22 protein-coding genes and 1 tRNA gene are annotated in these 25,257 nt (G+C 72.6%); 12 read left to right on the top strand and 11 right to left on the bottom strand.

The window, feature by feature from the left end:
* Positions 1-15 precede the first annotated feature (15 nt).
* Complete coding sequence (locus IRQ30_RS08160) at positions 16-822, top strand: SGNH/GDSL hydrolase family protein (RefSeq protein WP_193612432.1); 807 nt, start codon at positions 16-18, stop codon at positions 820-822.
* Positions 823-853: 31 nt separating this feature from the next.
* A tRNA-Gly gene (locus IRQ30_RS08165) sits at positions 854-929 on the top strand.
* Positions 930-1,032: 103 nt separating this feature from the next.
* On the opposite strand, the gene IRQ30_RS08170 is transcribed toward IRQ30_RS08165, so the two are convergent.
* The 5 genes from IRQ30_RS08170 to IRQ30_RS08190 are packed head-to-tail and all read right to left on the bottom strand — an operon-like array spanning position 1,033 to position 7,751.
* Positions 1,033-1,947, bottom strand: a complete 915-nt coding sequence (locus IRQ30_RS08170; RefSeq protein WP_193612433.1) for a hydroxymethylglutaryl-CoA lyase — start codon at positions 1,945-1,947, stop codon at positions 1,033-1,035.
* On the bottom strand, positions 1,944-2,567 hold the full coding sequence (locus IRQ30_RS08175; RefSeq protein ID WP_338087865.1) for an isochorismatase family protein: 624 nt from the start codon (positions 2,565-2,567) through the stop codon (positions 1,944-1,946). The genes IRQ30_RS08170 and IRQ30_RS08175 overlap by 4 nt, the downstream gene beginning before the upstream one ends.
* Positions 2,568-2,572: 5 nt before the next feature.
* Entirely contained in the window at positions 2,573-4,444 is a 1,872-nt protein-coding gene (locus IRQ30_RS08180; protein WP_193612434.1) for a hydantoinase B/oxoprolinase family protein, read from the bottom strand.
* A gap of 1 nt (position 4,445) precedes the next feature.
* A complete protein-coding gene (locus IRQ30_RS08185) occupies positions 4,446-6,542 on the bottom strand; it encodes a hydantoinase/oxoprolinase family protein (RefSeq protein WP_193612435.1) in 2,097 nt (698 codons plus the stop codon).
* A gap of 9 nt (positions 6,543-6,551) precedes the next feature.
* The gene (locus IRQ30_RS08190; protein WP_193608625.1) at positions 6,552-7,751 is read right to left on the bottom strand and encodes a CaiB/BaiF CoA transferase family protein; all 1,200 of its coding nucleotides are present in this window, start codon (positions 7,749-7,751) and stop codon (positions 6,552-6,554) included.
* 188 nt (positions 7,752-7,939) lie between these two features.
* Here IRQ30_RS08190 and IRQ30_RS08195 point away from each other — a divergent pair, with 188 nt between their 5' ends.
* Together IRQ30_RS08195 and IRQ30_RS08200 are read left to right on the top strand one after the other, a co-directional pair.
* The gene (locus IRQ30_RS08195; protein WP_193612436.1) at positions 7,940-8,617 is read left to right on the top strand and encodes a GntR family transcriptional regulator; all 678 of its coding nucleotides are present in this window, start codon (positions 7,940-7,942) and stop codon (positions 8,615-8,617) included.
* Between the two features lie 10 nt (positions 8,618-8,627).
* Positions 8,628-9,266, top strand: coding sequence for a TIGR02453 family protein (locus IRQ30_RS08200; protein WP_193612437.1), 639 nt, complete (start codon positions 8,628-8,630; stop codon positions 9,264-9,266).
* On the opposite strand, the gene IRQ30_RS08205 is transcribed toward IRQ30_RS08200, so the two are convergent.
* The 3 genes from IRQ30_RS08205 to IRQ30_RS08215 all read right to left on the bottom strand — a co-directional run bounded on the left by IRQ30_RS08205 (position 9,267) and on the right by IRQ30_RS08215 (position 11,203).
* Positions 9,267-10,037, bottom strand: a complete 771-nt coding sequence (locus tag IRQ30_RS08205) for a hypothetical protein (RefSeq protein ID WP_193612438.1) — start codon at positions 10,035-10,037, stop codon at positions 9,267-9,269.
* Positions 10,034-10,528, bottom strand: a complete 495-nt coding sequence (locus tag IRQ30_RS08210) for a SigE family RNA polymerase sigma factor (RefSeq protein ID WP_193612439.1) — start codon at positions 10,526-10,528, stop codon at positions 10,034-10,036. Before IRQ30_RS08210 ends, IRQ30_RS08205 begins: the two co-directional genes overlap by 4 nt.
* Before the next feature lie 222 nt (positions 10,529-10,750).
* Positions 10,751-11,203, bottom strand: coding sequence for a nuclear transport factor 2 family protein (locus tag IRQ30_RS08215; RefSeq protein WP_193612440.1), 453 nt, complete (start codon positions 11,201-11,203; stop codon positions 10,751-10,753).
* A 116-nt stretch (positions 11,204-11,319) separates the two neighbouring features.
* Between IRQ30_RS08215 and IRQ30_RS08220 the strand changes: the two genes are divergently transcribed.
* A complete protein-coding gene (locus IRQ30_RS08220) occupies positions 11,320-12,171 on the top strand; it encodes a hypothetical protein (protein ID WP_193612441.1) in 852 nt (283 codons plus the stop codon).
* A 238-nt stretch (positions 12,172-12,409) separates the two neighbouring features.
* Here IRQ30_RS08220 and IRQ30_RS08225 read toward each other — a convergent pair whose 3' ends face one another.
* A complete protein-coding gene (locus IRQ30_RS08225; protein WP_193608632.1) occupies positions 12,410-12,868 on the bottom strand; it encodes an RrF2 family transcriptional regulator in 459 nt (152 codons plus the stop codon).
* Between the two features lie 193 nt (positions 12,869-13,061).
* On the opposite strand from IRQ30_RS08225, the gene IRQ30_RS08230 reads away from it, so the two are divergent.
* On the top strand, positions 13,062-14,921 hold the full coding sequence (locus IRQ30_RS08230) for an acyl-CoA dehydrogenase C-terminal domain-containing protein (protein ID WP_193612442.1): 1,860 nt from the start codon (positions 13,062-13,064) through the stop codon (positions 14,919-14,921).
* Positions 14,922-14,971: 50 nt separating this feature from the next.
* Here the strand turns inward: IRQ30_RS08230 and IRQ30_RS08235 are convergent, their stop codons facing one another.
* Positions 14,972-15,865: a LysR family transcriptional regulator ArgP gene (locus IRQ30_RS08235; RefSeq protein ID WP_193612443.1), complete on the bottom strand. Its 894-nt coding sequence runs from the start codon at positions 15,863-15,865 to the stop codon at positions 14,972-14,974.
* 84 nt (positions 15,866-15,949) lie between these two features.
* Here IRQ30_RS08235 and IRQ30_RS08240 point away from each other — a divergent pair, with 84 nt between their 5' ends.
* From IRQ30_RS08240 to IRQ30_RS08260, 5 genes are all read left to right on the top strand, one after another.
* Positions 15,950-16,549: a LysE family transporter gene (locus IRQ30_RS08240; RefSeq protein ID WP_193612444.1), complete on the top strand. Its 600-nt coding sequence runs from the start codon at positions 15,950-15,952 to the stop codon at positions 16,547-16,549.
* 35 nt (positions 16,550-16,584) lie between these two features.
* On the top strand, positions 16,585-17,400 hold the full coding sequence (locus IRQ30_RS08245; RefSeq protein WP_193612445.1) for a maleylpyruvate isomerase family mycothiol-dependent enzyme: 816 nt from the start codon (positions 16,585-16,587) through the stop codon (positions 17,398-17,400).
* Positions 17,397-18,323, top strand: a complete 927-nt coding sequence (locus IRQ30_RS08250; protein ID WP_193612446.1) for an oxidoreductase — start codon at positions 17,397-17,399, stop codon at positions 18,321-18,323. Before IRQ30_RS08245 ends, IRQ30_RS08250 begins: the two co-directional genes overlap by 4 nt.
* A 168-nt stretch (positions 18,324-18,491) precedes the next feature.
* Positions 18,492-20,924: an Ig-like domain-containing protein gene (locus IRQ30_RS08255; protein WP_193612447.1), complete on the top strand. Its 2,433-nt coding sequence runs from the start codon at positions 18,492-18,494 to the stop codon at positions 20,922-20,924.
* An 88-nt stretch (positions 20,925-21,012) separates the two neighbouring features.
* Complete coding sequence (locus IRQ30_RS08260) at positions 21,013-21,726, top strand: hypothetical protein (RefSeq protein ID WP_193612448.1); 714 nt, start codon at positions 21,013-21,015, stop codon at positions 21,724-21,726.
* Here IRQ30_RS08260 and IRQ30_RS08265 read toward each other — a convergent pair.
* Entirely contained in the window at positions 21,723-23,321 is a 1,599-nt protein-coding gene (locus tag IRQ30_RS08265; protein ID WP_193612449.1) for a PQQ-like beta-propeller repeat protein, read from the bottom strand. The two genes, IRQ30_RS08260 and IRQ30_RS08265, sit on opposite strands and share 4 nt — an antisense overlap.
* A gap of 284 nt (positions 23,322-23,605) precedes the next feature.
* On the opposite strand from IRQ30_RS08265, the gene pgm reads away from it, so the two are divergent.
* Positions 23,606-25,252, top strand: a complete 1,647-nt coding sequence (gene pgm / locus IRQ30_RS08270; RefSeq protein WP_193612450.1) for a phosphoglucomutase (alpha-D-glucose-1,6-bisphosphate-dependent) — start codon at positions 23,606-23,608, stop codon at positions 25,250-25,252.
* Positions 25,253-25,257 lie beyond the last annotated feature (5 nt).

The raw sequence follows: 25,257 nt of genomic DNA on the forward strand, positions 1-25,257 counted from the left end.
GGCAGGATGGGCGTCATGTCCCCGTCGTCCTTCCACCGCTACGTCGCCCTCGGCGACTCCTTCACCGAGGGGTACGGCGACCCCGACCCGGACCGCCCCAACGGGCTGCGCGGCTGGGCCGACCGGGTCGCCGAGGTCCTGGGCTCCCGGCAGGACGCGCGGGGCGAGGACTTCGGCTACGCCAACCTCGCGATCCGCGGCCGCAAGATGGACGCGGTGCTCGCCGAGCAGCTCGGCCCGGCGCTCGCGCTGGAGCCCGACCTCGTGACCGTCTACGCCGGCGCCAACGACATCCTGCGCCCCAGGGTCGACCTCGACGCGCTGGTCGCGCGCTACGACGCCGCGCTCGGCGACCTCGCCGCCACGGGCGCCCGGCTGCTGGTCTTCACGGCCTTCGACCCGGGCGGCTCGGCGACGTACAAGATGCTGCGCGGGCGCTTCGCGCTCTACAACGAGCTGGTGCGCGAGAGCGCCGACCGGCACGGCGCCGACATCGTCGACTTCTGGCGGCTGCGCGAGTACCGCGACTGGCGGCTGTGGGACGACGACCGCATGCACATGGGGCCGGCCGGCCACCAGCGCATGGCCATCGAGGTCCTCGACGTGCTGGGCGTCGAGCACGACCTGCAGCCCCTGTCGCTGCGGGAGCTGACGGTGCTCGCGCGCCGCGAGCAGCTGCGCGAGCACGCCGCCTGGGTCCGCACCTCCGCGGCGCCCTGGGTGCACCGCCGCCTCACCGGCCGCTCGTCGGGCGACACCGTCGAGCCACGCCACCCGACCCTCGGGCGGGTGGTCGCACCGGAGCGGCAGCCCTCGATATAGGCTGGCCCGCGATCCGGTCCGCCGGGTCAGTGCGGACGTAGCTCAGTTGGTAGAGCGCGACCTTCCCAAGGTCGATGTCGCGAGTTCGAGTCTCGTCGTCCGCTCCACAGCCGCCGTTGGTTGAGGAGGTCGCGCAGCGACCGTCTCGAAACCCGGTGAGCCGCACGACAGCCTCGGTTGAGGGGTTTCGAGACAGGACGTCGTCCTTCCTCAACCCCCGGTGGGGAACCCGCCGGCACGGAGCAGGGCGCCGGGCAGCCGCTTGCCGAGGCGGTCCTCGAGCCAGGTGACGGTGTCGACGGTGGTGGCCAGGTCGAGGCCGGTCTCGATGCCGGAGCGGGCGAAGAGGTAGGCGAGGTCCTCGGTCGCGACGTTCCCGGTCGCGTTGGGTGCGAACGGGCAGCCGCCCGCGCCGCCGATGCTCGCGTCGAGGGTCGTGACGCCGGCCGCGACGGCCGCGACGGCGTTGGCGACGCCGGTGTGGCGGGTGTCGTGCAGGTGCACGCGCAGCGGCAGGTCGGCCCCGGCGACCTGGCGAGCCAGGGCGAAGCGCTCGGTGAGGTCGCGCGGGACGGCGACGCCGATCGTGTCGGCCAGCGCCAGCTCGTCGGGGCCGGTGTCGACGACCCGGCTGACGACCTCGCGCAGCCGCGCGAGCGGCACCTCCCCCTCGAAGGGGCAGCCGAACGACGCCGCCACGGTCACGGTCGCGAAGACACCCGCCTCGCGGGCCTGCCCCACGAGCGACGCGGCGGTGACGCAGGCCTCGGCGGTGCTCATGCCCTGGTTGCGCCGGCAGAACGTGTCGGAGGCGACCACGACGACGTCGATCTCGTCGACCCCGCCGGCCAGGGCGCGGTCGAGCCCGCGCTGGTTCATCACCAGGCCGGCGTAGCGCACGCCGTCGGGGCGCGGCAGCGCCGCCATGAGCTCGTCGGCGTCCGCCATCTGCGGCACCCGCGACGGGTTCACGAAGCTGGTCACCTCGATGCGCCGGGCGCCCGCGCGCACCGCCCGCTCGACGAGCTCGAGCTTGTCGGCGGTGGAGAGCACCGTCGCCTCGTTCTGCAGCCCGTCGCGCGGCGACATCTCCACGATCTCGACGCGGGTGGGGCCGGTGCTCATCGCTGCTCCTGCAGGTAGGTGAGGGCGGACGCCTCGTCGACCACCTCGGCGTACTTGGCGGCGAGGTCGAAGAGGTTCGCCTCGTGCGGTCCCGGGTCGCGGTCGCCCACGGCGTCGGCGACGACGAGCGGGACGAAGCCGTGCTGGATGGCGTCGACCGCGCTCGCGCGCACGCACCCGCTGGTGCTGACGCCGACGATGACGACCGTGTCGACGCCCATCGCCTGCAGCGTCGGCGCGAGCGTGGTGCCGAAGAACGCCGAGGCGTACTGCTTGACCACCACGACCTCGTCGGCGCGGGGCGCGACGGGCTCCATCAGCTCGCCCATCGGCCCGTCGCCCACGAGGCTCGCGAGCGCCGGCACCTTGCGGAAGAAGACGCCGCCGTCGAGGCCCCCGGGCCCGAACGAGACCCGCGTGTGGATCACCGGCACGCCCGCCGCGCGCGCCGCCTCGACCACGCGGCCCGCGGAGTGCAGGCAGGCGTCGTCGGGCAGGCAGAGCGGGCTGTCGGCGTCGAAGTACGCGCGCATCAGGTCGATGGCGAGCACCACCGGGGTGGTGCCCGGCTGGAGCGCGGCGCCGAACGCCGCGCCCAGCCGGGGATCGGGGTGGGACACGGGCGTCACCTGACGATCGGGGGCCGCGGAGCGGGAAGCCCGGTCTCCTCCAGGCTCTTCTCCAGGATGGTCTCCAGCGAGGGTCCCATGTCGAACGTCGGCAGCGGCGAGGGCCGGTCGCGGCCCAGCTCCTCGCGCAGCGCCGTCGTCGCGTCGGCGTCGACCGTGCCGGCCTCGTCGCAGACCACGCCGTAGCGGCGCGAGCCCTCGGCGCTCACCAGCCCGCGGCGCACCTCCAGCGAGACCAGCTCGGGGTCGCGGGCCAGCGGGTCGCCCCAGCCGCCCCCGCCCCAGGTGACGAAGTGCAGGAGGTCGCCGGGCTGCACGGGCACGTCGTGCACCTTGCTGCCGAGCACCTCGCTGGTCCCGTCGGCCCGGTCGAGCCACTTGCGGCTGCGCGCGCCCGGCTCGCCGCCGTTGACGCCCCACGGGTAGGTCAGCCAGCGGTCGTCATGGATGGCGATCGTGCCGGCCTCGAGGAACCGGTAGGCGACCTCCACGGCGTTGCCGCCGCGGTGCAGGCCGGCGCCCCCGGTGTCCGTGACCGTCTCCCAGCGCTCGACGCGCAGCGGGTAGTAGGACTCGAGGTACTCGCAGGGGATGTTGACGAACGACGGCCACAGCGAGTGCCCGTCGGGCCCGTCGCCGATCGGGCGGCCGGGGATGCCGCCGAAGCCGATCGAGTAGAGCTGGAACCACTCGCCCTTGCGGTCGCCCTCGCCGTAGTTGCCGGAGTACATGAAGTGCGGCGAGGAGGAGAAGCCGGCGGCGTTGAGCAGGTCCGGGTTGGTCTGGCCGAGCAGCCCGCCGAAGAGGTCGAAGACCCGCCCGATGCCGTGGTTGCGCGCGTTGAGCGCGGCGGGGTACGTCGGCTTCCAGAACGAGTCGTCCGGGATCTCGACGTCCACGAGCGGGTAGAAGCCGTCGTTCCACAGGATCTGCGGGTCGGCGACGGTGATCATGTAGATCCCGAAGAACATTCGGACGAGGTTCTCGTTGATGTAGTAGTTGATCGGCCCCTGGGCCTGCGGACTGCTGCCGGTGAAGTCGAGCAGCACCTTGTCGCCGGTGCGGGTCAGGCTGAGCTTGAGCTCGTACGGCCCGTAGCCGAGGCCGTCGTCGCAGATGTAGTCGGTGAACTCCAGCGTCCGGCCCTCCTCGAACACCATCGCGAGGAGCACCTTCATCGCCCGGTAGTTGCGCTCGAGGAGCGCGTCGAGCGCGGAGTTGTAGGTGTCGACGCCGAAGCGCGCGCACAGCTCCTGCACCCGGCGGGCGGCGGTGCGGCAGGCCGCGACGATGCCGTTGAGGTCGGCGCGGTTCCAGTCGGGCTTGCGGACCTGGTTGAGGATGATCCGCAGCGCGTCGTCGTCGAGCACGCCGGCCTTGTAGAGCCGGAACGGCGGGATGACCACGCCCTCCTCGAAGATCGTGCGCGCGTCGGTCGGCATGGAGGCCGGGCTCTTGCCGCCCACGTCGGACATGTGCCCGAACATCGCCGACCAGCCGACGATGCGGCCCTCGAAGAAGATCGGGATGACCACGAGCCAGTCGTTGGCGTGGCTGATCGCGGCGCCGCACGAGTAGGGGTCGGACGTCAGCAGGACGTCACCCTCCTCGATCGTCCCGTCGAAGTTGTCGAGGAAGTCGGGGATGGACAGCCCGAACTGGCCGACCATCATCTTGCCCTCGTGGTTGGCGATCAGCGGGAACTCGTCGTGCTGCTCGCGGATCCCCGGTGACAGCGCGGTGCGGAACAGCACCTCGTCCATCTCGTAGCGCGCGTTGCGCAGCGCGTTCTCGACGAGGTCGAGGGTGACCACGTCGACGTCGACCGAGCGCATCGGCTCGGTGTTGGTCTCGATGAGCCGAGCCATGTCAGTTCTCCTTGCGGTCGTCGTGGCCGGGGGTGGGCGGGTCGGTGGGGCGGATGAGCAGGCTGCCGCTGGGGTGGACGGTGGCCGCGTGACCGGGCAGGACGAGCGTGGTGGAGTCCATCTCGGTGACGATCGCGGGACCGGCGACGACGTCGCCCGCGCGCAGGCGGGCCCGGTCGTAGATGCCGGCCTCGACCTCGGCGCCCTCGACCCACACGGCGCTGCGCTCGACGAGGGCGGCGGCGGGGTCCCCGTCGCCGTCCTCGAGCACGGGCGCCGCGACCTCGGGGCGGGGCCCGTTGGCGGTGGCCCGCACGGTGACGAGCTCGTGCTCGTTGTCCAGGACGAAGGAGAAGAGCCGCTCGTGCTCGACGTCGAACGCCGCACGCAGCGCGGCGATGCCGGCGCCGCTGCCGTCGAAGGAGTCGATGTCGATCGTCACCGGGATCTCGAAGCCCTGCCCGTGGTAGCGCAGGTCGGCGGAGTAGACGAGGCGCTGGTCGGCCTCGGCCACGCCCTCCTTGGCGAGCGTCTCGCGCGAGGCGGCACCGAGCTCCTGGAGGATCTCCAGCAGGCTGTCGTCGCTGAGCTCGTCGAAGCGGCGCACGAGGGTGCGCACCGACTCGTCGCGCAGGTTGGTGGTCGCGTCGCCGTAGGCGCACAGCACGCCGGGCGACGGCGGGATGATCACCGGCCAGGCCCCCGTCAGCCTGCCCAGCGCGTTGGCGTGCAGCGGCCCGGCGCCACCGAAGGCGACCAGCGCGAAGTCGCGCGGGTCGAAGCCCTGCTGGACCGAGACCAGGCGCAGCGCGCCGAACATGTTCTCGTTGACGATGTCGATCATCCCCGCGGCGGCGGCCTCCACCGAGCCGAGGGCGGTGGCGTCGGCGATCGACTTCACCGCGGCGCGCGCGGCCTCGCGGTCGAGCGTGATCTCGCCGCCGGCGAGGTCGGTCGGGAGGTAGCCGAGCACCACGTTGGCGTCGGTCACCGTGGGCTCGGTGCCGCCGGCGGCGTACGCCGCGGGGCCGGGCGACGCGCCCGCCGACTGGGGACCGACGCGCAGCGCCTGGGTCAGCTCGGGCACGTGGGCGATGGAGCCGCCGCCGGCCCCGACGGTGCGGACGTCGACGGAGGTGGCGCGGACCTTGAGGTCGCCCACCGTCGTCTCGCGTCCGACCCGCGGGGTCAGGTCCTGCACCAGGGCGACGTCCGTGGACGTGCCGCCCATGTCGAAGGTGAGGAAGTCGCGGAAGCCCGCTTGCTCGGCGACCCACGTGGCGCCGGTGACGCCGCCGGCCGGGCCGGAGAGCAGCAGGTTGACCGGGTTGTCGGAGGCGACGCCGGCGGAGACGAGGCCGCCGTCGCTGCGCAGGATGCAGAGCTTGCCGTCGACGCCGGCGTCGACGAGCTGCGACTCCAGGTTGGCGACGTACTTCTTGACCTGGGGCTGCACCGCGGCGTTGGCGACGGTGGTGATGGTGCGCTCGTACTCGCGCAGCTCCGGCAGCACCGACGACGACAGCGACACCGCGATGCCGGGCAGCAGCTCGGCGGCGATCTCGCCGACGCGGCGCTCGTGGTCGGGGTTGGCGTAGGCGTTGATGAGGCTGATGCTCAGCGCCTCGATGCCCTGGGTCGCGAGCACGCCCAGCTTGCGGCGTACGTCGTCCTCGTCGAGCTCGGTGACCACGGACCCGTCGGCGCCGATGCGGCCGACCACCTCGACGGTGTCCTCGAGCGCGGCGAGCGGCTCGGGCTTGGGCCAGATGATCCAGCCGGCCAGGCCGCCGGGCACGAAGGAGCGGGCGATCTGGAGCACCTGGCGGAAGCCGTCGGTGGTCACCAGGCCGACGCGGGCGCCCTTGCCCTCGAGGATCGCGTTGGTGGCGACCGTCGTGCCGTGGAAGACCTCCGAGATCTCGTCCATGGTGACGCCGGCGGCGGCGCAGGCGCGCTCGATGCCGCGCAGCACCCCGACGGACTGGTCCTCGGGGGTGGAGGAGGTCTTGGCGCGGTGGGTCTCGCCGGTCTCCTCGTCGATCAGGAGGATGTCGGTGAACGTGCCACCCACATCGACGCCGAGTCGGTAGGTCATGGTGCCTCCTCAGATCACGCCGGCCGAGCGCAACGACGACAGCATGTCGTCGTCGAGTCCCAGCAGGCCGCGGTAGATGTGGTCGTTGTGCTCGCCGAGCTCGGGTCCGACGTGGCGGACCCGACCGGGGCTCTCCGAGAGCTTGGGGGCGACGTTGTGCATCGCGAACTCGCCCAGGTCGGGGTGCGCGAGGCGCACGATGGCCTCGCGGGCGGCGAAGTGGGCGTCCTCGAACATGTCCTTGGCCCGGAAGATCCGGCCCGCGGGCACGCCCTGGGCGTGCAGCCGCTCGAGCAGGTCGTCCGCGGCGATGGTCGAGCTCCACTGGGCGATGACGCCGTCGAGCTGCTCCATCCACTGGCCGCGGGCGCTGTGGGTCGCGTAGCGCTCGTCCTCTGCCAGCTCGGGCTGCTCCATCGCGGCGACGAGCCGTTTGAAGACGGTGTCCTGGTTGGCCGCGATCAGCACCATCTCGCCGTCGGAGGTGGGGTAGACGTTGCTCGGCGAGACGTTCGGCAGCGTGGTGCCGGTGCGCTCGCGCTGGTAGCCGGCGACCTGCCACTCGGGCACCAGCGACTCCATCATCGCCAGCACCGCCTCGTAGATCGCGGAGTCCACGACCTGGCCGCGACCGGTGCGGCCGCGCTGGTGCAGGGCGACCAGGGTGCCGAGGCAGGCGAAGACGGCGGCGAGCGAGTCGCCCAGCGAGATGCCGGCCCGGGCGGGGGCGCGGTCGGGGTCGCCGGTGACGTAGCGGATGCCGCCCATCGCCTCACCGATGGAGCCGTAGCCGGCCCGCGAGGCGTAGGGCCCGGTCTGGCCGAAGCCGGTGACGCGGGTGATCACGAGGCCGGGGTTGGTCTCCCACAGGGTCTCGGGCGCCATGCCCCACCGCTCGAGCGTGCCCGGGCGGAAGTTCTCGATCAGCACGTCGGCCTCGGCGATGATCCGGCGGACCAGGTCCTGGCCGGCCTCGGTGCGCAGGTCGGCGGTCACCGAGAGCTTGTTGCGCGCGACGACCGGCCACCACAGCGACGTGCCGTAGGGCTTCTCGCGGCCCCACTGCCGCATCGGGTCGCCCTTGCCGGGGTCCTCGACCTTGATCACCTCCGCCCCGAAGTCGCCGAGCAGCTGGCCGCAGAAGGGGCCGGCCAGCAGCTGGCCGAGCTCGACGACCCGCAGGTCGTCCAGGGGAAGGGGCTGGTCCATGAAGGTCCTGTCTCGTGGGGGACGCGTCGTTGCATACAACTGTGAGGTGGGCTGGGTCACACCCCGCTCCACTTCGCCGAACCTAGGCCTGACCGTGCGCCGTGGTCAATGGTCTGTCTCAGAAGTTGCATACAATTAACTTCCGGGTCGGCGCTGTTGCGCCCCCGCGCTGATAGCCTCCCCGCACCATGACCGAGACCTCCCCGGCCGCCGAGGCGGGCACCGGCGCCGCCGCGGACCACGCGTACCGGCTGGTGCGCGAGCAGATCCTGTCCGGTCAGCGCGTCGGCGGTGAGTGGCTGCGCGAGGGCGACCTGGCCGACCACCTCGGCGTGAGCCGCACCCCCGTGCGCGAGGCGCTGCGCCGCCTCACCGCCGAGGGACTGGTGCGCTACGAGCGCAACCGCGGCGTGCAGGTGCAGGCCTGGAACGCCTCGGACCTCGACGAGATCTTCAGCCTGCGCTCGGTGCTCGAGCCGTGGGGCTGCCGGCTCGCGGCGACCAGCGGCCTGGCCGACCTGACCACGCTCGACGCCCTGGCTCACGAGATGGACGCGTGCGTCGCCGGCCGCTCCCCCGACCTCGACCGGCTGACCGAGCTCAACAACCGCTTCCACCGACTGGTGCTGGAGGGCTCGGGCAACTCGCGGCTGCCCGGGCTGATCGCGTCGGTCGTGCAGGTGCCGCTGGTGTGGCGCACGTTCTCCCGCTACCCGCCGGAGGCCCTGGCGCGCAGCCTGGCCCACCACCACGAGCTGGTCGCCGCGCTCACCGCCGGCGACGCCGACTGGGCCGAGTCGGTGATGTGCAGCCACGTGCGGGCCGCGTGGTCGTCCATCCGCGAGGGCGTGCAGGCCACGTCGTAGCCTCGTCGGCGTGGAGTTCACCGGTTTCCCCGTCGCGGCGTTCGACTTCTACGACGACCTGGAGGTCGACAACACCAAGTCCTACTGGGCCGCCCACAAGGGCGTCTACGAGGAGGCGGTCCTCGCGCCGATGAAGGCGCTGACCGCGGCGCTCGAGCCGGAGTTCGGCGCGGTCAAGATCTTCCGGCCCTACCGCGACGTGCGCTTCGCGAAGGACAAGACGCCCTACAAGACCCACCAGGGCGCGTTCGTCGCGTCGGGTCCGGCCACCGGCTGGTACGTCGAGATCGCGCCGCGGGGCATGCGGGTCGGCGCCGGCTTCTACGAGGCGTCCGGGCCGCGCCTGACCGCCGTACGCGAGGCGGTGGCGGACGACAAGACCGGGCCGGCGCTGAGGCGGACGCTCACCAAGCTGGAGAAGGCGGGCTTCGAGATCACCGGCCAGCAGCTCAAGACCACCCCGCGCGGCTACGACGCCGGTCACCCTCGCATCGACCTGCTGCGCCACAGGACGCTGACCGCGGGGAAGTCGTACGGCTTCGCCGACTTCATCCACACCGCCGAGCTGCTCGAGCACGTGCGCGAGGACTGGCGCGCGCTCAAGCCACTGGTCTCGTGGCTCGAGCGCGCGTTCGCCCGCGCCGACTGATCAGTCGAACCAGATGCCGCTCAGCGCCGCCTGCTTGAGCTGCGCCACGGTGAACGGCGGCTCGTCGGCGAGCAGCTCGGAGCCCTTGCTGGACGCCGCGTTGTGCGACACGACCATGACGTCCCAGCCGTCGGCCGTGTAGACGGTCACGAAGCGGGAGGAGACGCCGCCGTCGACGGCCGGGCCGGTGTTGACGTAGGTCGCGACCCAGGAGCCGTCCGGCCCGGGCACGCAGCCGCCGAGGCCACCGGTCCGGCAGCGCTTGCGCGGCCCACCGGCCGTGCCGATCTGCTCCCCCGTGTCGACGCTGTAGGGCAGGGAGTACTCCGCCGGGGTGATCCCGACGCGCACGCCGAAGCCGTTCCACCGGAAGTCGACGATCGGCGCCTCGTCGACGACCTCCTTCGCGGGCAGCTCGGTGACCTGCCCCGGGAACAGCTCGGCGAACGTCGCCGGCACCTGAGCCTGGGTCACCGCGAGCGGGCGGCGGGTCGGGGCGGTGGGCGTCGTGGGGTCGGGCGTGGGCGTCGGGGTGGGGTCCGAGGCGGCCGCGCCGCCGCGGGGCGAGGCGCCGCCGTCCAGGACCTGGGGAACCACCGCCACGCCGGCGGCGACCAGCCCCACCACGGCCGCGGCGGTGATCCCGCCACCGACCCGGCGGCGGCGGCGCAGGCGACGACCTCGCGCCGTACCGCCGGCGACGAGGCGGTCCACGTCGGGCTCGAGCCGCGACGCGGCCCGCTGCAGGGTGCTCGTGCTGTCGTCGTTCATGTGGTGCTCCTGTCCCGCGCACGGGCGAGCGCCCGCATGCTCCGGTTCTTCACGGCACCGGGAGTGATCCCGAGGTGGTGCGCGACCTCGTCGACGCCGAGGTCCTCGACGTACCTGAGGACGAGCACCGCGCGGTCGACGGCCGACAGCCCGCCGAGCAGCTCCTGCAGGTCCAGCCGCAGGTCCGCCCCGTCGCTCGCGTCGGCGAGCGGCGCGTCCGGCAGGTCGGCGTACGGCACCTCGCCGCTGCTGCGCCGCCGGCGCCCGCTGATGAACGTGCGCGTCAGCGTGGTCTGGGCGTACGCCGCCGGGTTGTCGATGCGACCGCCGAGCGGTCGCCGCCACCGGTCGTAGACCTTGGCCAGCGTCTCCTGGACGAGGTCCTCGGCGGTGTGGGCGTCGCCGCACAGCAGGTACGCCGAGCGGTACAGCTGCGCCGCACGCGACCGTGCGAACTCCTCGAACCCCGCGTGATCCGCGTCGCTGGCCATGTCACTCCTGGTCGGGCCCACGGTGGGCCCTCACCCTCTCCGACGCACAGGTCGGTCGCCAGGTCACACTCGACCTAGCGTTGCCTGGCCGCGTGAGTTTCACCGGGTACCCGGTGAAACTCATGCTTCCCGCATGAAGCTTCGTGCAGGAAGCGTGAGTTTCGCGACGGCGGTGTGACGGATGGGGCGAGCTGAGCGCCTCGCCACCGGGCGTCAGGCACGTCAGGCCTTCGTGAAGCTCGCCATCGTGCGGTCGGGCTCCCAGAACGCCTTCATGGAGGCGACCGTGCCGTCGTCGTGGACGACGTAGACCATGATCAGGTCGGTGGTGGTGTGGCTGCCGTCGGGGAACGCCGTGCGGATGGAGCCGATGTTGGCGCAGGTGTTGCTGCCGGGGTTGGCGAAGGAGTCGGTGATCGTGAACTCGAAGGTCGCGATCGGCGCGATCGCCTGCTCCCAGAACGCCCGGATCCCGTCGTGGCCGCGGTGCCCCTTGCCCTCGGGGTCGAACATCGACGGCCCCACCGGGTCCTCGAGCACGGCGTCGGCCGCGTAGACCGTCAGCCACTCCTCGAGGTCGCCCTTCGCCACGGCGGAGTAGGACCGCTGCGAGGCCGCGCGGGCGGGGTGGGGGTCGTTCGGGGCGTTCCAGATGATGGCGTCCGACGTGATCATGGGGGCATCGTAGGCGCGAACTGGAACACGTTCTAGTGTCCGACCTTCCGCCGCCCGCCCCACGGGCGTCACGTGCGGTTCACCTCGTGATCGCCGCGCCCGGTCACCCTGGCGGCATGGCCAAGCGCTCGGCATACCTGCACGTCGGCCTCGACGACCGCTCCGGCGACATCCTCGAGCCAGCCCTCCAGCGGCACGCGCACGCGCTCGCCGCGCTCGGCGTGCACGCGCCGGCCGCCTCCACCGACGAGATGTTCCGCGCCGCCCTCGAGGTCATGCGCTGCCACCGCACCTGGGGCTACCGCCGCGAGGAGGTCGAGGGCGCCTGGGCCAAGATCTGCCGCCGCGGCCTGCGCGGCACCGGCACCCTGGTCTTCTCCCAGCCGATGCTCGCCGACGCGACGACCGAGCAGATCGAGCTGCTGCTCGACGGCCTGCGCGGCTTCAAGCGCCACGTGGTGCTGACCGTCGCCGCCCCGGACACCTGGACGCCCGGCGACCTCGACCTGGGCCCGCTGCTGGACCGCTGGACCAAGGCCGTGGGCCGCCCCGAGCGCGTGCACGTGATCGTGTCGCCGCCCGTACGCCGCCCGGCGACCACCTGGAAGGCCTTCGGCAAGGTCGTCGGCTTCGGGACGGCGTCGCTGTCGCTGGACGGCGTCGAGGCCGCCACCGTCGCGCGCCCCCCGCGCCTGGTCTCCACCGAGCGTCACGAGGCGCTGCGCGACCTCGGCCGCCGCTGGGCCGGCCAGATCGTCAGCCGCGACCTCGACGTCCGCGGCGACCTGGCCGACCTGGTCCCCGAGGTCACGCCCGCCCCGGACCCGATCACCCTGATCGCCCCCACCGACCAGGCCCTCGCCGACGCCCTGCGACAGGTCGAGCGCCTCGAGCGCCGCAACCGCACCCTCGAGACGCAGGTCGGCGAGCTCCGTCAGCCCCGACGACGCTGGGGCCGCAGCGCCTGATCCGGTGGTTGAGGTGCGAGCGAAGCGAGCCTCGAAACCACCCACCGGTGGTCGAGCAGCGAGCGCCAGCGAGCGTCCGTCGAGACCCCGTCCGTCGAACGGCTCGCTCTCCGCGTCCCCTGCGTCGGCGTGCACCTCACTGGATTTCGACGCGCTCGCGCGACTTCGTTCCTCAGTCGCGTCGCTTGCTCAATCTCCCTGACCCCACGCCGCGCGTTCGTTCCTCACGCACGGCTGGTCAGTGAGGCTGCCAGGCGTCTTCGTCGGCGGTGCGGGAGGTGACGGCCTTGGGGAGCTTCTGGTCGGCGAGCTGCTGGATCGAGACCTGCTCGAAGACGTCGCGCAGCGAGCGGCGGGCGGCGATCCAGACGTGCTGGAGCACCTCGGCGGACTCGTTGTAGCTGACCGCCTCGGGACGCAGGCCGTAGACGGAGACCAGCGGGCCGTCGACGGCGCGGATCACGTCGGCGACCGAGACGTCGTTGGCCGGGCGGCCCATGCGCCAGCCGCCGGACTGGCCGCGCTGCGACATCACGATGCCGGCGCGACGGAGGTCGGCGAGGATGGCCTGGAGGAACCCGTGCGGGATCTCCTGGAGCTTGCCGAGCTCCTCGGCGCTGACCGCGCGCCCGTCGGCGCGCTGGGACATCTCGATCAGCGCTCGCAGGGCGTAGTCGGACTTGGCGGAGACGCGCATAGGGCGAGTGTGTCAGATATCCCTATCCGATCACTGCACCTACTGCCCCTCGACGGCCCGGGAGACGCCCGTCACCCGCACAGGCGCTCGCTTGCGCCACCCCGGCGCGCTGCCTATCATTATGTTACCGGTCAGTAGCGAACGCTGCCCTGCCCAGGGCCGGGCACCCCGAGATCACAGAAATGGTGGGCCAGTGAGCCACTACAAGAGCAACCTGCGCGACATCGAGTTCAACCTGTTCGAGGTCCTCGGCCGCGACGAGGTCCTGGGTCAGGGCCCGTTCGCCGAGCTCGACGGCGAGACCGCCCGCTCGATCCTCGTCGAGGTCGAGCGCCTCTCGCGCGAGGACCTCGCGGCGTCGTACGAGGACAGCGACCGCACGCCGCCGGTGTTCGACCCCGCGACCGGCACGGCCGACCTGCCCGAGTCGTTCAAGAAGAGCTACCAGGCCTGGATGGACGCCGAGTGGTGGCGCCTGCAGCTCATGGAGGAGCTCGGCGGCCAGCCCGCCCCCTCCAGCCTGCTCTGGGCCCTCGGCGAGATGGTGCTGGGCGCCAACGCGCCGGTGTGGATGTACGCCGCCGGCGCGCCCTTCGCCAACATCGTCTACCGCAACGGCAACGAGCGGGACAAGAAGATCGCGCAGTTCATGGTCGACCGGCAGTGGGGCTGCACCATGGTCCTCACCGAGCCCGACGCCGGCTCCGACGTCGGCGCCGGCCGCGCCAAGGCCACGCTCAACGACGACGGCTCCTGGAACATCGAGGGCGTCAAGCGCTTCATCACCTCGGCCGAGCACGACATGAGCGAGAACATCATGCACCTCGTGCTGGCCCGCCCCGTCGGCATCGACGGCGTCGGCGGCCCGGGCACCAAGGGGCTCAGCCTGTTCCTCGTGCCGAAGTTCCACTTCGACCACGAGACCGGCGAGCTGACCGGCGAGCGCAACGGCGCCTACGTCACCAACGTCGAGCACAAGATGGGCATCAAGGTCTCCAACACCTGCGAGGTCACGTTCGGCGACCCCGCCACCCACGGCGGCGAGCCCGCCAAGGGCTGGCTGCTCGGCGAGGTGCACAACGGCATCGCGCAGATGTTCCAGGTCATCGAGAACGCCCGGATGATGGTGGGCAGCAAGGCCATCGCCACGCTCTCCACCGGCTACCTCAACGCCCTCGACTACGCCAAGGAGCGCCGCCAGGGCGCCGACCTGACGCAGTCGGGCGACAAGACGGCCCCGCGCGTCACGATCACGCACCACCCCGACGTGCGCCGCTCGCTGATGACGCAGAAGGCGTTCGCCGAGGCGATGCGCTCGCTGGTGCTCTACACCGCCACCTGGCAGGACGAGGTGATGACGGCCGAGCACGCCGGCGAGCGAGACGAGCTGGCCGAGAAGGTCAACGACCTGCTGCTCCCGATCGTCAAGGGCTACGGCTCGGAGCGCTCGTGGGTCCTGCTGGGCACCGAGTCGCTGCAGACCTTCGGCGGCTCGGGCTTCCTGCAGGACTACCCCGTCGAGCAGTACGTGCGCGACGCCAAGATCGACACCCTCTACGAGGGCACGACCGCGATCCAGGGCCAGGACTTCTTCTTCCGCAAGATCGTCAAGGACCAGGGCAAGGCGCTGGGCCACCTGGCCGCCGAGATCCAGTCGTTCATCGACTCCGAGGCCGGCAACGGCCGCCTCAAGGTCGAGCGCGCGCTGCTCGCCACGGCCCTCGAGGACGCCAACGCCATCGTCGGTCACATGATCAACGACCTGATGTCGGCCGAGGGCGAGATCCGCAACATCTACAAGGTGGGCCTCAACACCACCCGTCTGCTGATGGCCCTCGGCGACGTCGTGTGCGGCTGGCTGCTGCTCAAGGGCGCCGAGGTGGCGCTCGAGAAGCTCGCCGGCGATCCGGGCAAGGACAAGGCGTTCTACGAGGGCAAGGTTGCGGCCGCGCAGTTCTTCGCGCAGACCAACCTGCCCCGCCTGACCGCCGAGCGCGCCATCGCCGAGAGCATCGACCTCTCGCTCATGGACCTGGACGAGTCCAGCTTCTGACCCACCTCCACTGATCCACCTCCACTGGCCCGCCAGGAGCTCCTGGCGGGTCAGTGGTGATTTCGGCGCAGCCCGCTCGCCGCGGCGGCGCGGACGGCGTCGGTGAGCCGGGCGAGCGCCGGGCTGTCGAGGCGCCACCGCTGCCAGTACAGCGGTACGTCGAGACGGCTGCGGGCCGACAGGGCCACGACGCGGCCTGCGGCCAGGTCGGGCGCCGACTGCGGCTCGGGGAGCATCCCCCAGCCGAGGCCGAGCCGGATCGCCTCGCGGAAGTCCGCCGAGGTCGGGACCCGGTGGACCACCGGCGGCGAGGCCGGCCCGCCGGTGCGCTCGACCAGGTGGTCGTGCTGCAGGGCGTCCTTCTCGTTGAACACCACGACCGGCATGGCGGCCCAGTCGAAGGAGCGCCCGCGCCGCCACCGCTCGGCGAACTCCGGCGACGCCACCGGCCGGTAGCGCAGCACGCCCAGCTGCTCGGACACGCAGCCCTGCACGGCCCTCGGCTCGGAGGTGACCACCGCGAGCACGTCGCCGGTGCGCAGCAGGTCCGCGGTGTGGGCCTGGTCGTCGACGTGCAGGGTGAGCATCGCGCCGGGCCACGTGGCCACCTCCCCCAGCACCGGGCGGAACCACGTGGCCAGCGAGTCGGCGTTGACCGCCACGGGGAGCGAGAGCCGCTCGCGGGCGCCCTCGTCGAGCGCGTCGCGCGCCTCGTCGTACAGGAGCCTCGTCTGGCGCGCGAGCCGCAGCAGCGCCTCTCCCGCCGCGGTGGGACGGCACGGCGTCGTGCGCTGCACCAGCACCTGGCCGGCCGCCGACTCCAGTGCCCGGATGCGCTGGCTGATCGCGCTGGGCGTCACGTGCAGGTGGCGGGCGGCGGCGTCGAACGTGCCCTGCTCGACGATCGCGACCAGGGCGGCCAGCTGGGCGGGGTGCGGCTCCATGAACCGATGCTGTCATAAGTGTTGCTAATGATCCGTGAGTTTCTTTCGCTGGCCTGAAGCCGCCCGACCACCTAGCGTCGTCGTGTGCTCGACTCCGCCGTCGCCGGCCTCGCCACCGGCCTGACCCTCATCATCGCCATCGGCGCGCAGAACGCGTTCGTGCTGCGCCAGGGCCTCGTGCGCGAGCACGTCGGACCGGTGGTCGCCGTCTGCGCGATCTCCGACCTGGTGCTGATCCTCGCCGGGGTGAGCGGCATCGGCAGCGTCGTCGAGGAGGCCTCGTGGGTGCTCGACGTGGTGACGTGGCTCGGCGTCGCCTTCCTCACCTGGTACGGCGTGAAGTCGCTGCAGCGCGCCCGGCGCCCGCAGACGCTGGCGGCGGCCCGGGCCGGCGCCCCGACGCTGCGGCGAGCGGTCGTCACCGCGGTGGCCCTCACCTGGCTCAACCCCCACGTCTACCTCGACACCGTGCTGCTGCTCGGCTCGATCGCGACCGCCGAGGGCGACGGCCGCTGGTGGTTCGCCCTGGGCGCCTGCACCGCGAGCGTGCTGTGGTTCACCTCGCTGGGCTACGGCTCCCGCTTCGCCGAGCGCCTGTTCTCCACCCCGCGGGCGTGGCGGGTGCTCGACGTCGTCATCGGCCTCACGATGCTCGCGATCGCGCTGCGCCTCGCCCTGGGCTGACCCGGCTGCGGGCGGCGTTCACTAGGCTGCGGCCCATGACCGACCAGGAACGTCTTGCCGGGTACGTCGAGGTGTGGTGGGAGGCCGTCCACGACCTCACCGCCGTGCTCGAGTCGCTGAGCCCCGAGGAGTGGGACCTCCCGACCGACCTGCCCGGCTGGGACGTCCGCGCGGTCGCCGCGCACGTCGCCCACCTCGAGGGCATCCTCGCCGGCGCCCCGGAGGAGACCGCCGAGGTCGGTGAGCCGGCCCACGTCACCGGGATGATGGGCCTCTACACCGAGATCGGCGTGGTCAACCGTCGCGACGCCGATCCCGACGCCCTCATCAACGAGATCCGCGAGGCCGCCACCACCCGCCACACCGCGCTCCTGCTCGACCCGCCCACCGACGGACAGGCCAAGCCGCCCGTGATCTTCGGCGGCGTCCCGTGGAGCTGGGAGACGCTCCTGCGCAACCGGCCGCTCGACGTGTGGATGCACGAGCAGGACGTACGCCGCGCGGTCGGCCGCCCCGGCGGCATGGACGGCGCGCCGGCCCGCCACACTGCGGAGTACCTCGCCGAGAGCATGGGCTACGTCCTGGCCAAGAAGGCCGCCGCGCCCGCCGGGTCCACGCTGGTGCTGGAGATGACCGGCAGCGAGCCGTTCGCGTTCGCCGTCAACGACGCCGGCCGCGGGGAGCGGCTGCCCGAGCCGCCCGCAACCCCCACCGCCTGCCTGCGCATGGACCGCGCGAGCTTCGTGGTCCTGGCCGGGGGCCGCCGGCCCGCCGAGGTCGGCGCGGTCGAGGTGCTCGGCGACACCGAGCTCGGCAGCCGCGTCGTCGGCGCGATGGCGACGACGCCATGAGCGCCTGGCGGCTCGACGACATCCCCGACCAGACCGGCCGCACCGTCCTGGTCACCGGCACGACGGTCGGCGGGCTGGGCCACCACACCGCCCTCGAGCTGGCCCGCCGCGGCGCCCGGGTGATCCTCTCGGGGCGCTCGGAGAGCAAGCTCGACGAGACCGAGAAGGAGGTCCGGGGCGAGGTGCCCGACGCGCTGCTCGAGCGGCTCACCGTCGACCTCTCCGACCTGTCGTCGGTGCGCGCGGCGGGCGAGCGCGCGCAGGACTTCGGGCCGATCGACGTACTGGTCAACAACGCCGGCGTCATGGGCACGCCCCACTCCCGCACCGCCGACGGCCTCGAGCTGCAGCTGGCCACCAACCACTTCGGGCCGTTCCTGCTCACCGGGCTGCTGCTGCCGCAGCTCGTCGCGAGCGGTGACGCCCGGGTGGTGAGCGTGGCCTCGGTGTTCCACCGCTTCGCCAAGGGCGCGCCCCTGGGCGACCCGCACCGGCAGGAGGGCCGCTACTCCAAGTGGCCGACGTACGGCGCCACCAAGCTGGCCAACCTGCTGTTCGCCTACGAGCTCGAGCGCCGCGCCTGTCAGGCCGAGCTGCCGCTGCACGCCTACGCCGCCCACCCGGGCTTCGCCGGCACGCACCTGGCGGCCAACGGCCAGTACGGACGCTCCTCGGGCGGCATCGCCACGATCCTGGACGCGACGATCCGCGCGGTCTCGCAGTCGGCGGCGGCCGGCGCCTGGCCGAGCCTGATGGCGGCGACCGCCGACCTGCCCGGCGGCACCTACGTCGGCCCGAGCGGTCTCGGGGAGATGGCCGGCGCGCCGCAGGTGGTCACGAGCAGCAAGGCGTCGCGCGACCTGGCATCGCAGCGGCGACTGTGGGAGATCAGCGAGGAGACGACGGGCATCTCCTACCCCTGAACGAGATCGCCTCAGGGTGTGGTGAACCCCTGCGGGACGGCCCGGGCAGCACCTAGCATGCCCGTGTCAGGCCCGACTCCTCGATGGCGTGGGCACCCCACCTCGTCGATGGAGCCGTTCGTGATGATTGCTTGGGGACGTCGGCACCTGCGTGTCAGTCGTCGTAGCGTGGTGCGTGCCTGCGTGGTGGTCGTCGCGCTGCTCGCCAGCGCGCTGGCGCTGCCGCCCGCGTCGGCTCAGGTGCCTCGGTCCCAGACCTTCACCCTGTCGGGGGCGACGTTCTCCGACGGCGGGACCGCGACGGGATCGTTCGTGCTGCGCGCGGCCAGCGAGTCCGACTCCGCCAGCACGATCGAGAGGTTCGACGTCACGGTGTCGGGAGGCTCCTTCGACGCGACGAACTACTCCTCGACCGCAGGTGACGCCGGGTACTGGACGCTGAGCAGGGGGGAGCTTCAGGTCAGCCTGTACAAGGCCGGGTCCTCGCGCACGCTCCGGTTCGCCGGAGCCGGCCTCGACGGCACGTCAGGCACCCGCACGGTTCCGCTGTCGGTCGCCTCCGCCTCCGGCAACGTCGAGTGCTACAACTGCTCGCCGTACCGCAGGTTCACGGCGGGAGAGCTGCAGGCCGCTCCCACCGCCCTCGTCGCGCAGTCGCTCGCGTTCACGTCCACGCCGCCCACCGCGCCGGGCCTCGGGTCGACCTACAGCCCCACGGCCACCGGGACGGGCCCGTCAGGTCCGGTCACGTTCTCGGTGGGCGCGGCATCGACTCCGGGGACGTGCACGATCTCCTCGGACGTGGTCACCTTCAGCCAGGCCGGGACCTGCGTCGTCGCAGCCGACAGGGCCGGCGACGCCGACTTCGCGGCCGCGCCGACGATCACCCAGTCGATCGTCGTCCCGGACACACAGACCATCGCCTTCCCCACCCTGCCGTCGCCCGTGCGGGGCGGGGACGAGCACGCGCTCACGGCCACGAGCTCCTCCGGTCTCCCGGTCAGCTACTCGGTGGCGTCGGGCACGACGAACGACGCCTGCCGCATCAGCGACGACGGCACGGCCGTCGTGTTCCGCGACAGCGGCACGTGCGCCGTCGCGGCCGATCAGCCCGGGAGCGCCACCGTCCGGCCGGCTCCGCGGGTGGTGAGGTCCACGACCGTCGACGCGAGTCGGCCGTCGGTGGCCCTGACGGCACCCCCGGGCCCGCTCTCGGGCACGTTCCCCGTGACCGTGACGTTCTCGGAGGCGGTAGCCGGACTGAGTGCCTCGGACTTCGTCGTCACCAACGGCATCGCGACCGACGTGGCCGGATCCGGTGACACGTACACGGTCGACCTCTCCGCCCTCACCTTCGGCGACGTCACCATCGGCCTGCCGGCCGCCTCCACCAACGACGTCGCAGGCAACCCCAACACCGCCGCCGACCCCCTGACCCGCACCGTGGTCAGGCCCACGTTCACGACCGGGCCGGACGCGACCATCAGCGGCACCCCCGTCGCCGGCGGCACGCTCACCGCCGCTCCGACCGACCTCGCGGCCACGACCCCAGCCGCAGCATCGTTCGCCTACGCGTGGGCAGCAGACGGCGAGCCCGTCCCGGGCGCCCGCGGGGCGACGCTGACCCTCACGGGAGCCGAGGTCGGCACGAGCATCACCGTGACCGTCACCGCGAAGCGGGACGACTACGTCGATGCCGCCGACACCTCCGACCCGACCGCGCCGGTGCTGGAGGCGTCGTTCGGCACCGGACCCACCGCGACAGTCACCGGGACCGCCCAGGTGGGTCAGACCCTGAGTGCCGGGACCGGGGCACCGGTCCCGGACCCCGAGTCCTACCGCTTCGCCTGGTACGCCGACGGCACCCCCGTCGCCGGTGCGACGTCGGCCACGCTGCTCCTGACCCCCGCCCATCGAGGCCGTCGGATCACGGTCGCCGTGACCGCGGTGCGGGCCGGGTACGCCGACGCCACCAGCACCTCGGCGCCCACCGCGGTGGTCGCGACCGACCGGGCTCCCGCGCTGCAGCTGCGACTGACCGTGCCGACGGGCTCACGAGACGCCGCCACGACGCCGGACGGCGAGCCCACCGTCCGCCGCGGAGCGAGCATCACCCTGCGCTGGACCTCCAGCGACGCCCAGCGCCTCACCGCCACCGGTGAGCTCGCCGACCTCCTCCGCGCCCGCTACGGCGACCGGCCCCTCCCCGCCACGGGAGCGCTCCGGGTGCGCATGGACCGGGCCGGGGCCCACCGCTACCGGCTGCGCGCGACCAACGAGACCGGCAACACCACCGCCACGGCCGGGGTCGTCGCGGTCCGCCGACCCACCCGCCTGACCGTCGAGGCCCCCGCCACCGCGCGCCCAGGCAGGACGATCCGGGTCCGGGTCACCGGCCTGGGCTACCGCGAGCGGTTCTACGTCACCCTCAGCGACGGCCGCACCACCACGCGGGTCCGCACCGGACGAGCCGACACCCACGGCAACCTCGTCCGACGCATCACCCTCCCCCGCACCCTCGACCGCGCGACGAGGGTCACGGTGAGGGTCACCGGACGCTCCACCAGGCGCACCGGGGCCACGGTCGTCCGACTGCCCTGACCTCGATCCCTGACCCCTGACCAAAGTCGCAGCGCCTCCGACCAGCGGTCGATGCGCCGACCCCGGGGCGCGACCTAGCGTCGTACCCATGCCCACCGACGCGCCCCTGCAGACCTGGGAGCTGCGTGTCGCCGGCCGCGCCCACCGCGTGGAGGTGCGTGGCTCGGTGTCGCGCCGCATCCAGTGGTGGGTCGACGGCGACCTCGTCCTGGACAAGAAGAGCGCCGACGACAAGCCGCGCCTGACCGCCCCCGACCGGCCCGAGCTCGGCGCGCTGTCGCTGCGCTTCAGCGGCCTGGGCAAGCCGCGCCGGGCCACCGTGACCCCGCAGGGGCAGCTGACCGGCATCGACCTGGACCCCGAGGAGGGCTCGCCGGCGGCGGCGCACGAGGACCGCGTGCGCGCCCACCCGCGCCGCTACGCGCTGGTGCAGACGGCGGGCGGCGTGGCCGCGGTCGTCGTACCGATCCTGGTGACGATCCTGCTCGCGCGGCTCGCGTTCTCCATCGACTGGCCCGACCTGGGGCTGCCGAGCATCCCCTGGCCCAACCTGCCGTCGCTGCCGTCGGTCCCGCTGCCCGACCTGCCGAGCCTGCCCAGCATCAGCCTGCCCGGGTGGCTGGAGTGGGTCCTGGACCGGGGCAACTACGTCTGGCCGGTGATCATCGCCTTCGTCGTCGCCCGCGGCGAGATCGCCCGGCGCCGCAAGCAGGACGAGCTGCGCGCCCAGGCCCGCGCCGAGGCGCAGGAGCTCGAGCAGGGCCGCGACCAGGACCGCGACCGCGACGAGGGGTCGGCCTAGCTGCGGTCGCGCACGCGCACGAGGCCGGCCAGCGTGGCGACGTACGCCGAGCCGTCGGGGGCCAGCGTCACCGCGGAGTAGTGGTTGTTGAACATCGAGCCGATGCCGACGCGTACCGACCAGACCGTGCGGCCGGTGCGGGCGTCGAGGGCGGTGAAGTACCACGCGTTGACGCCCAGCAGGCTGGAGCGCTTGGTGTAGGCGTAGACGAGTCCGGTCTCGAGCGAGACCTTGGCGACCGACGTGGGGGCGATCGCCTCCGACGTCCAGGCCTCCTCGCACTTGCCGCCGGCCACGTCGACCCGCGCGAACCCGCCTTCCGGCGTGAAGCCGAGCAGGGTGCTGAGCGGGTTGCGGTAGCCGTGGTTGTTCTCGACGATCACCCCGTCGCCCACGGATACCAGCGAGTTGTCGGTGGCGCTCGCGCCGTCGGCGAACACCGCGCGCTGGCAGACCAGGTCGCCGTCGGCGGTGTCGTAGACCTGCACCCGCATGCGCGGCTCGGCGTTGTCGGTGATGGCGACCAGCCCGCCGGGCAGGATCGTCGGCGTCGTGCCGCTGCCGCGGCTGAGCTGGCCGGGCTTGGTCCGGGTGCCGCGGTCGTACGGCGTGCGCCAGCGCACCGTGGGGCGACGCGCGCCGTCGACGCCGAGCCGGTAAAGCGCGTCGACGGTCACCGCGTAGACGCCGCCGTCGCGCCCGACGGCCAGCGAGTTGGCGATCTCCTCGCCGAGCTGGCGCACGGTGGCGCGGCCGGTGCCGTTGTCGACGAAGCCCACCCGGCCGTCCTCGGTCGCGTACCAGATCTTGCCCTCCCAGTCGGGCATCAGCGCGATCAGGCAGTCGTCCTCGGGCACCTGCTTGGTGAGGTCGTGCGTCGCCTGCACGGTCAGGTCGGGCTCGCCGTCGCCGTCGGCGGTGGTCAGCACCACGACGGTCCGATCGGTCGTGGCGACGACCGCGCGGTCCTGGTCGTCGAGGAAGAAGTAGGAGCCCCCGCAGAGGTCCTCCCACGGCCGCTGGCCGTTGCCGTTGTCGCGGCGGGCCGGCAGCTCGAAGGTGTCCTGCGGCCGCATCGACTCGGGGTCGATGACGTGGAGCACCGGCCCGGAGTAGCTCCCGCACAGCGCCACGAGCCGCTGCCGGGTGTCGAACGCGAGCGTGGCGCACTCCTTCACGCCGTACCAGGCGGTGTCGACCTCGGGGGACTCGCCGAGCGGCCCCGGACCGGCGTACGCATCGGAGGCCCAGCCGTCGTTGTGCATCGAGCTGCTCCCGTTGGCCGCGAGCCGCGGGTGCTGCGGGACGTCGAGCTCGATGGGGTTCGGCAGCGCGGGACGCCCGATGTAGCGCGGCGTCGTCATCGCCCCGATCCCCGGCGGCACGGGGAGATACCCGTCAGGGATGAGCACCACCACCCCGACCAGCGCCAGCACCGCCCCCGTCCAGATGGCCACGACCCGTCGCGAAGGCCGCAACCAGTCCCGCACCCGCGGGTGGAACAACGCGCCGAGCGCGAGCAACAGGAGCAGCGGCCCAAGCGCCCACACCAGCACCGCCACCGAGACCAGGAAGGCAGACCGCTTGAACCTCACCGCGACAGATGGGGCTGATGGGACATAAGTGAATAGTAGGGCCGCCGTTGGTTGAGGAGGGACGAAGTCCCGTCTCGAAACCAACCCTCACGGTGGTTGAGGTGCGAGGAGCGCCAGCGACGAGCCTCGAAACCACCCCGCCGCTACGGCACGTCGCAGCGCGAGCGCACGCCACGATCCCCGCACCCCAACCGGTGGTCGAGCAGCGAGCGCACGTCGAGACCCCCGCACCCAAGCGCCAACCGCAGGGCCCCAGCACGGCACGAGCAGGCATGATGTGCGCCATGGCCGACTCTCGCGCGGGCACGCCCGCCCAGCCGCAGGACCTCGTCGACGTCGCGCACCTCGTGACGGCGTACTACACCGAGGTCCCGGACCCCGACGACGTCGACCAGCAGGTCGCCTTCGGGACGAGCGGCCACCGCGGGACCAGCCTGCGGACCAGCTTCAACGAGACCCACATCCTCGCGACGACGCAGGCGATCTGCGACTACCGCAAGGACCAGGGCTACACCGGCCCGCTGTTCATCGGCCGCGACACCCACGGCCTGTCCGAGCCGGCGTGGGCGACCGCGCTGGAGGTGCTGGCGGCCAACGACGTCACCGTCCTGGTCGACGCCGACGACCGCTACACGCCGACCCCGGCCGTCAGCCACGCGATCATCCGCGCCAACCGTGGCAAGCCGCTGGACCAGCCCGCCGGCCTCGCCGACGGCATCGTGGTGACCCCGTCGCACAACCCGCCGAGCGACGGTGGCTTCAAGTACAACCCGCCGCACGGCGGCCCCGCCGACTCCGACGCGACCGCGGTCATCGCCAAGCGCGCCAACGAGCTGATCGCGGCCGGCCTCGACGGCGTACGCCGGATCCCGTTCGCCCGCGCCCGCGCCGCCGCGTCGTCGTACGACTTCCTCGGCACCTACGTCGACGACCTCCCGCAGGTCGTCGACCTCGCGGCGATCCGCGACGCCGGCGTACGCATCGGCGCCGACCCGCTCGGCGGTGCGAGCGTCGACTACTGGGGCGCGATCGCCGACCGGCACGGCCTCGACCTGACCGTGGTCAACCCGCTGGTCGACCCCACCTGGCGCTTCATGACGCTCGACTGGGACGAGAAGATCCGCATGGACTGCTCCTCCCCCAACGCGATGGCCTCGCTGATCGCGCGCAAGGACGAGTACGACATCGCGACCGGCAACGACGCCGACTCCGACCGTCACGGCATCGTCACCCCCGACGCCGGCCTAATGAACCCCAACCACTTCCTGGCCGTCGCGATCGGCTACCTCTTCGGCGGCGCCCGCCCCGGCTGGCCCGACAGCGCCCGCATCGGCAAGACGCTGGTGTCCTCCTCGATGATCGACCGCGTCGCCGCCTCCCTCGGCAAGCCGATGGTGGAGGTGCCGGTCGGCTTCAAGTGGTTCGTGCCCGGCCTGATCGACGGCTCGTTCGGCTTCGGCGGCGAGGAGTCGGCGGGCGCGTCGTTCCTGCGCACCGACGGCGGCCCCTGGACGACCGACAAGGACGGCATCATCCTGGCCCTGCTGGCCTCCGAGATCCTGGCCCGCACGGACCGCAGCCCCAGCCAGCACTACGCCGACCTGGTCTCCCAGCACGGCGACCCGGCGTACGCCCGCATCGACGCCCCCGCCGACCGCGCGCAGAAGGCCAAGCTCGCCGCCCTCGCCCCCGATGACGTCACCGCCACCTCACTGGCCGGCGAGGAGATCACCGCCAAGCTCACCGAGGCCCCCGGCAACGGCGCCAAGATCGGCGGCCTCAAGGTGACTACCGAGTCCGCGTGGTTCGCCGCGCGGCCTTCAGGCACCGAGGACGTCTACAAGATCTACGCCGAGTCGTTTCAAGGCCCTGAGCACCTCGCGCGCGTCCAGGAGGAGGCGCGAGAGGTCGTGTCCGCGGCGCTGGGCTGAGCCGG

Origin of the sequence: Nocardioides lijunqiniae, assembly GCF_015024225.1 — a bacterium.
Lineage (GTDB): Bacteria > Actinomycetota > Actinomycetes > Propionibacteriales > Nocardioidaceae > Nocardioides > Nocardioides lijunqiniae.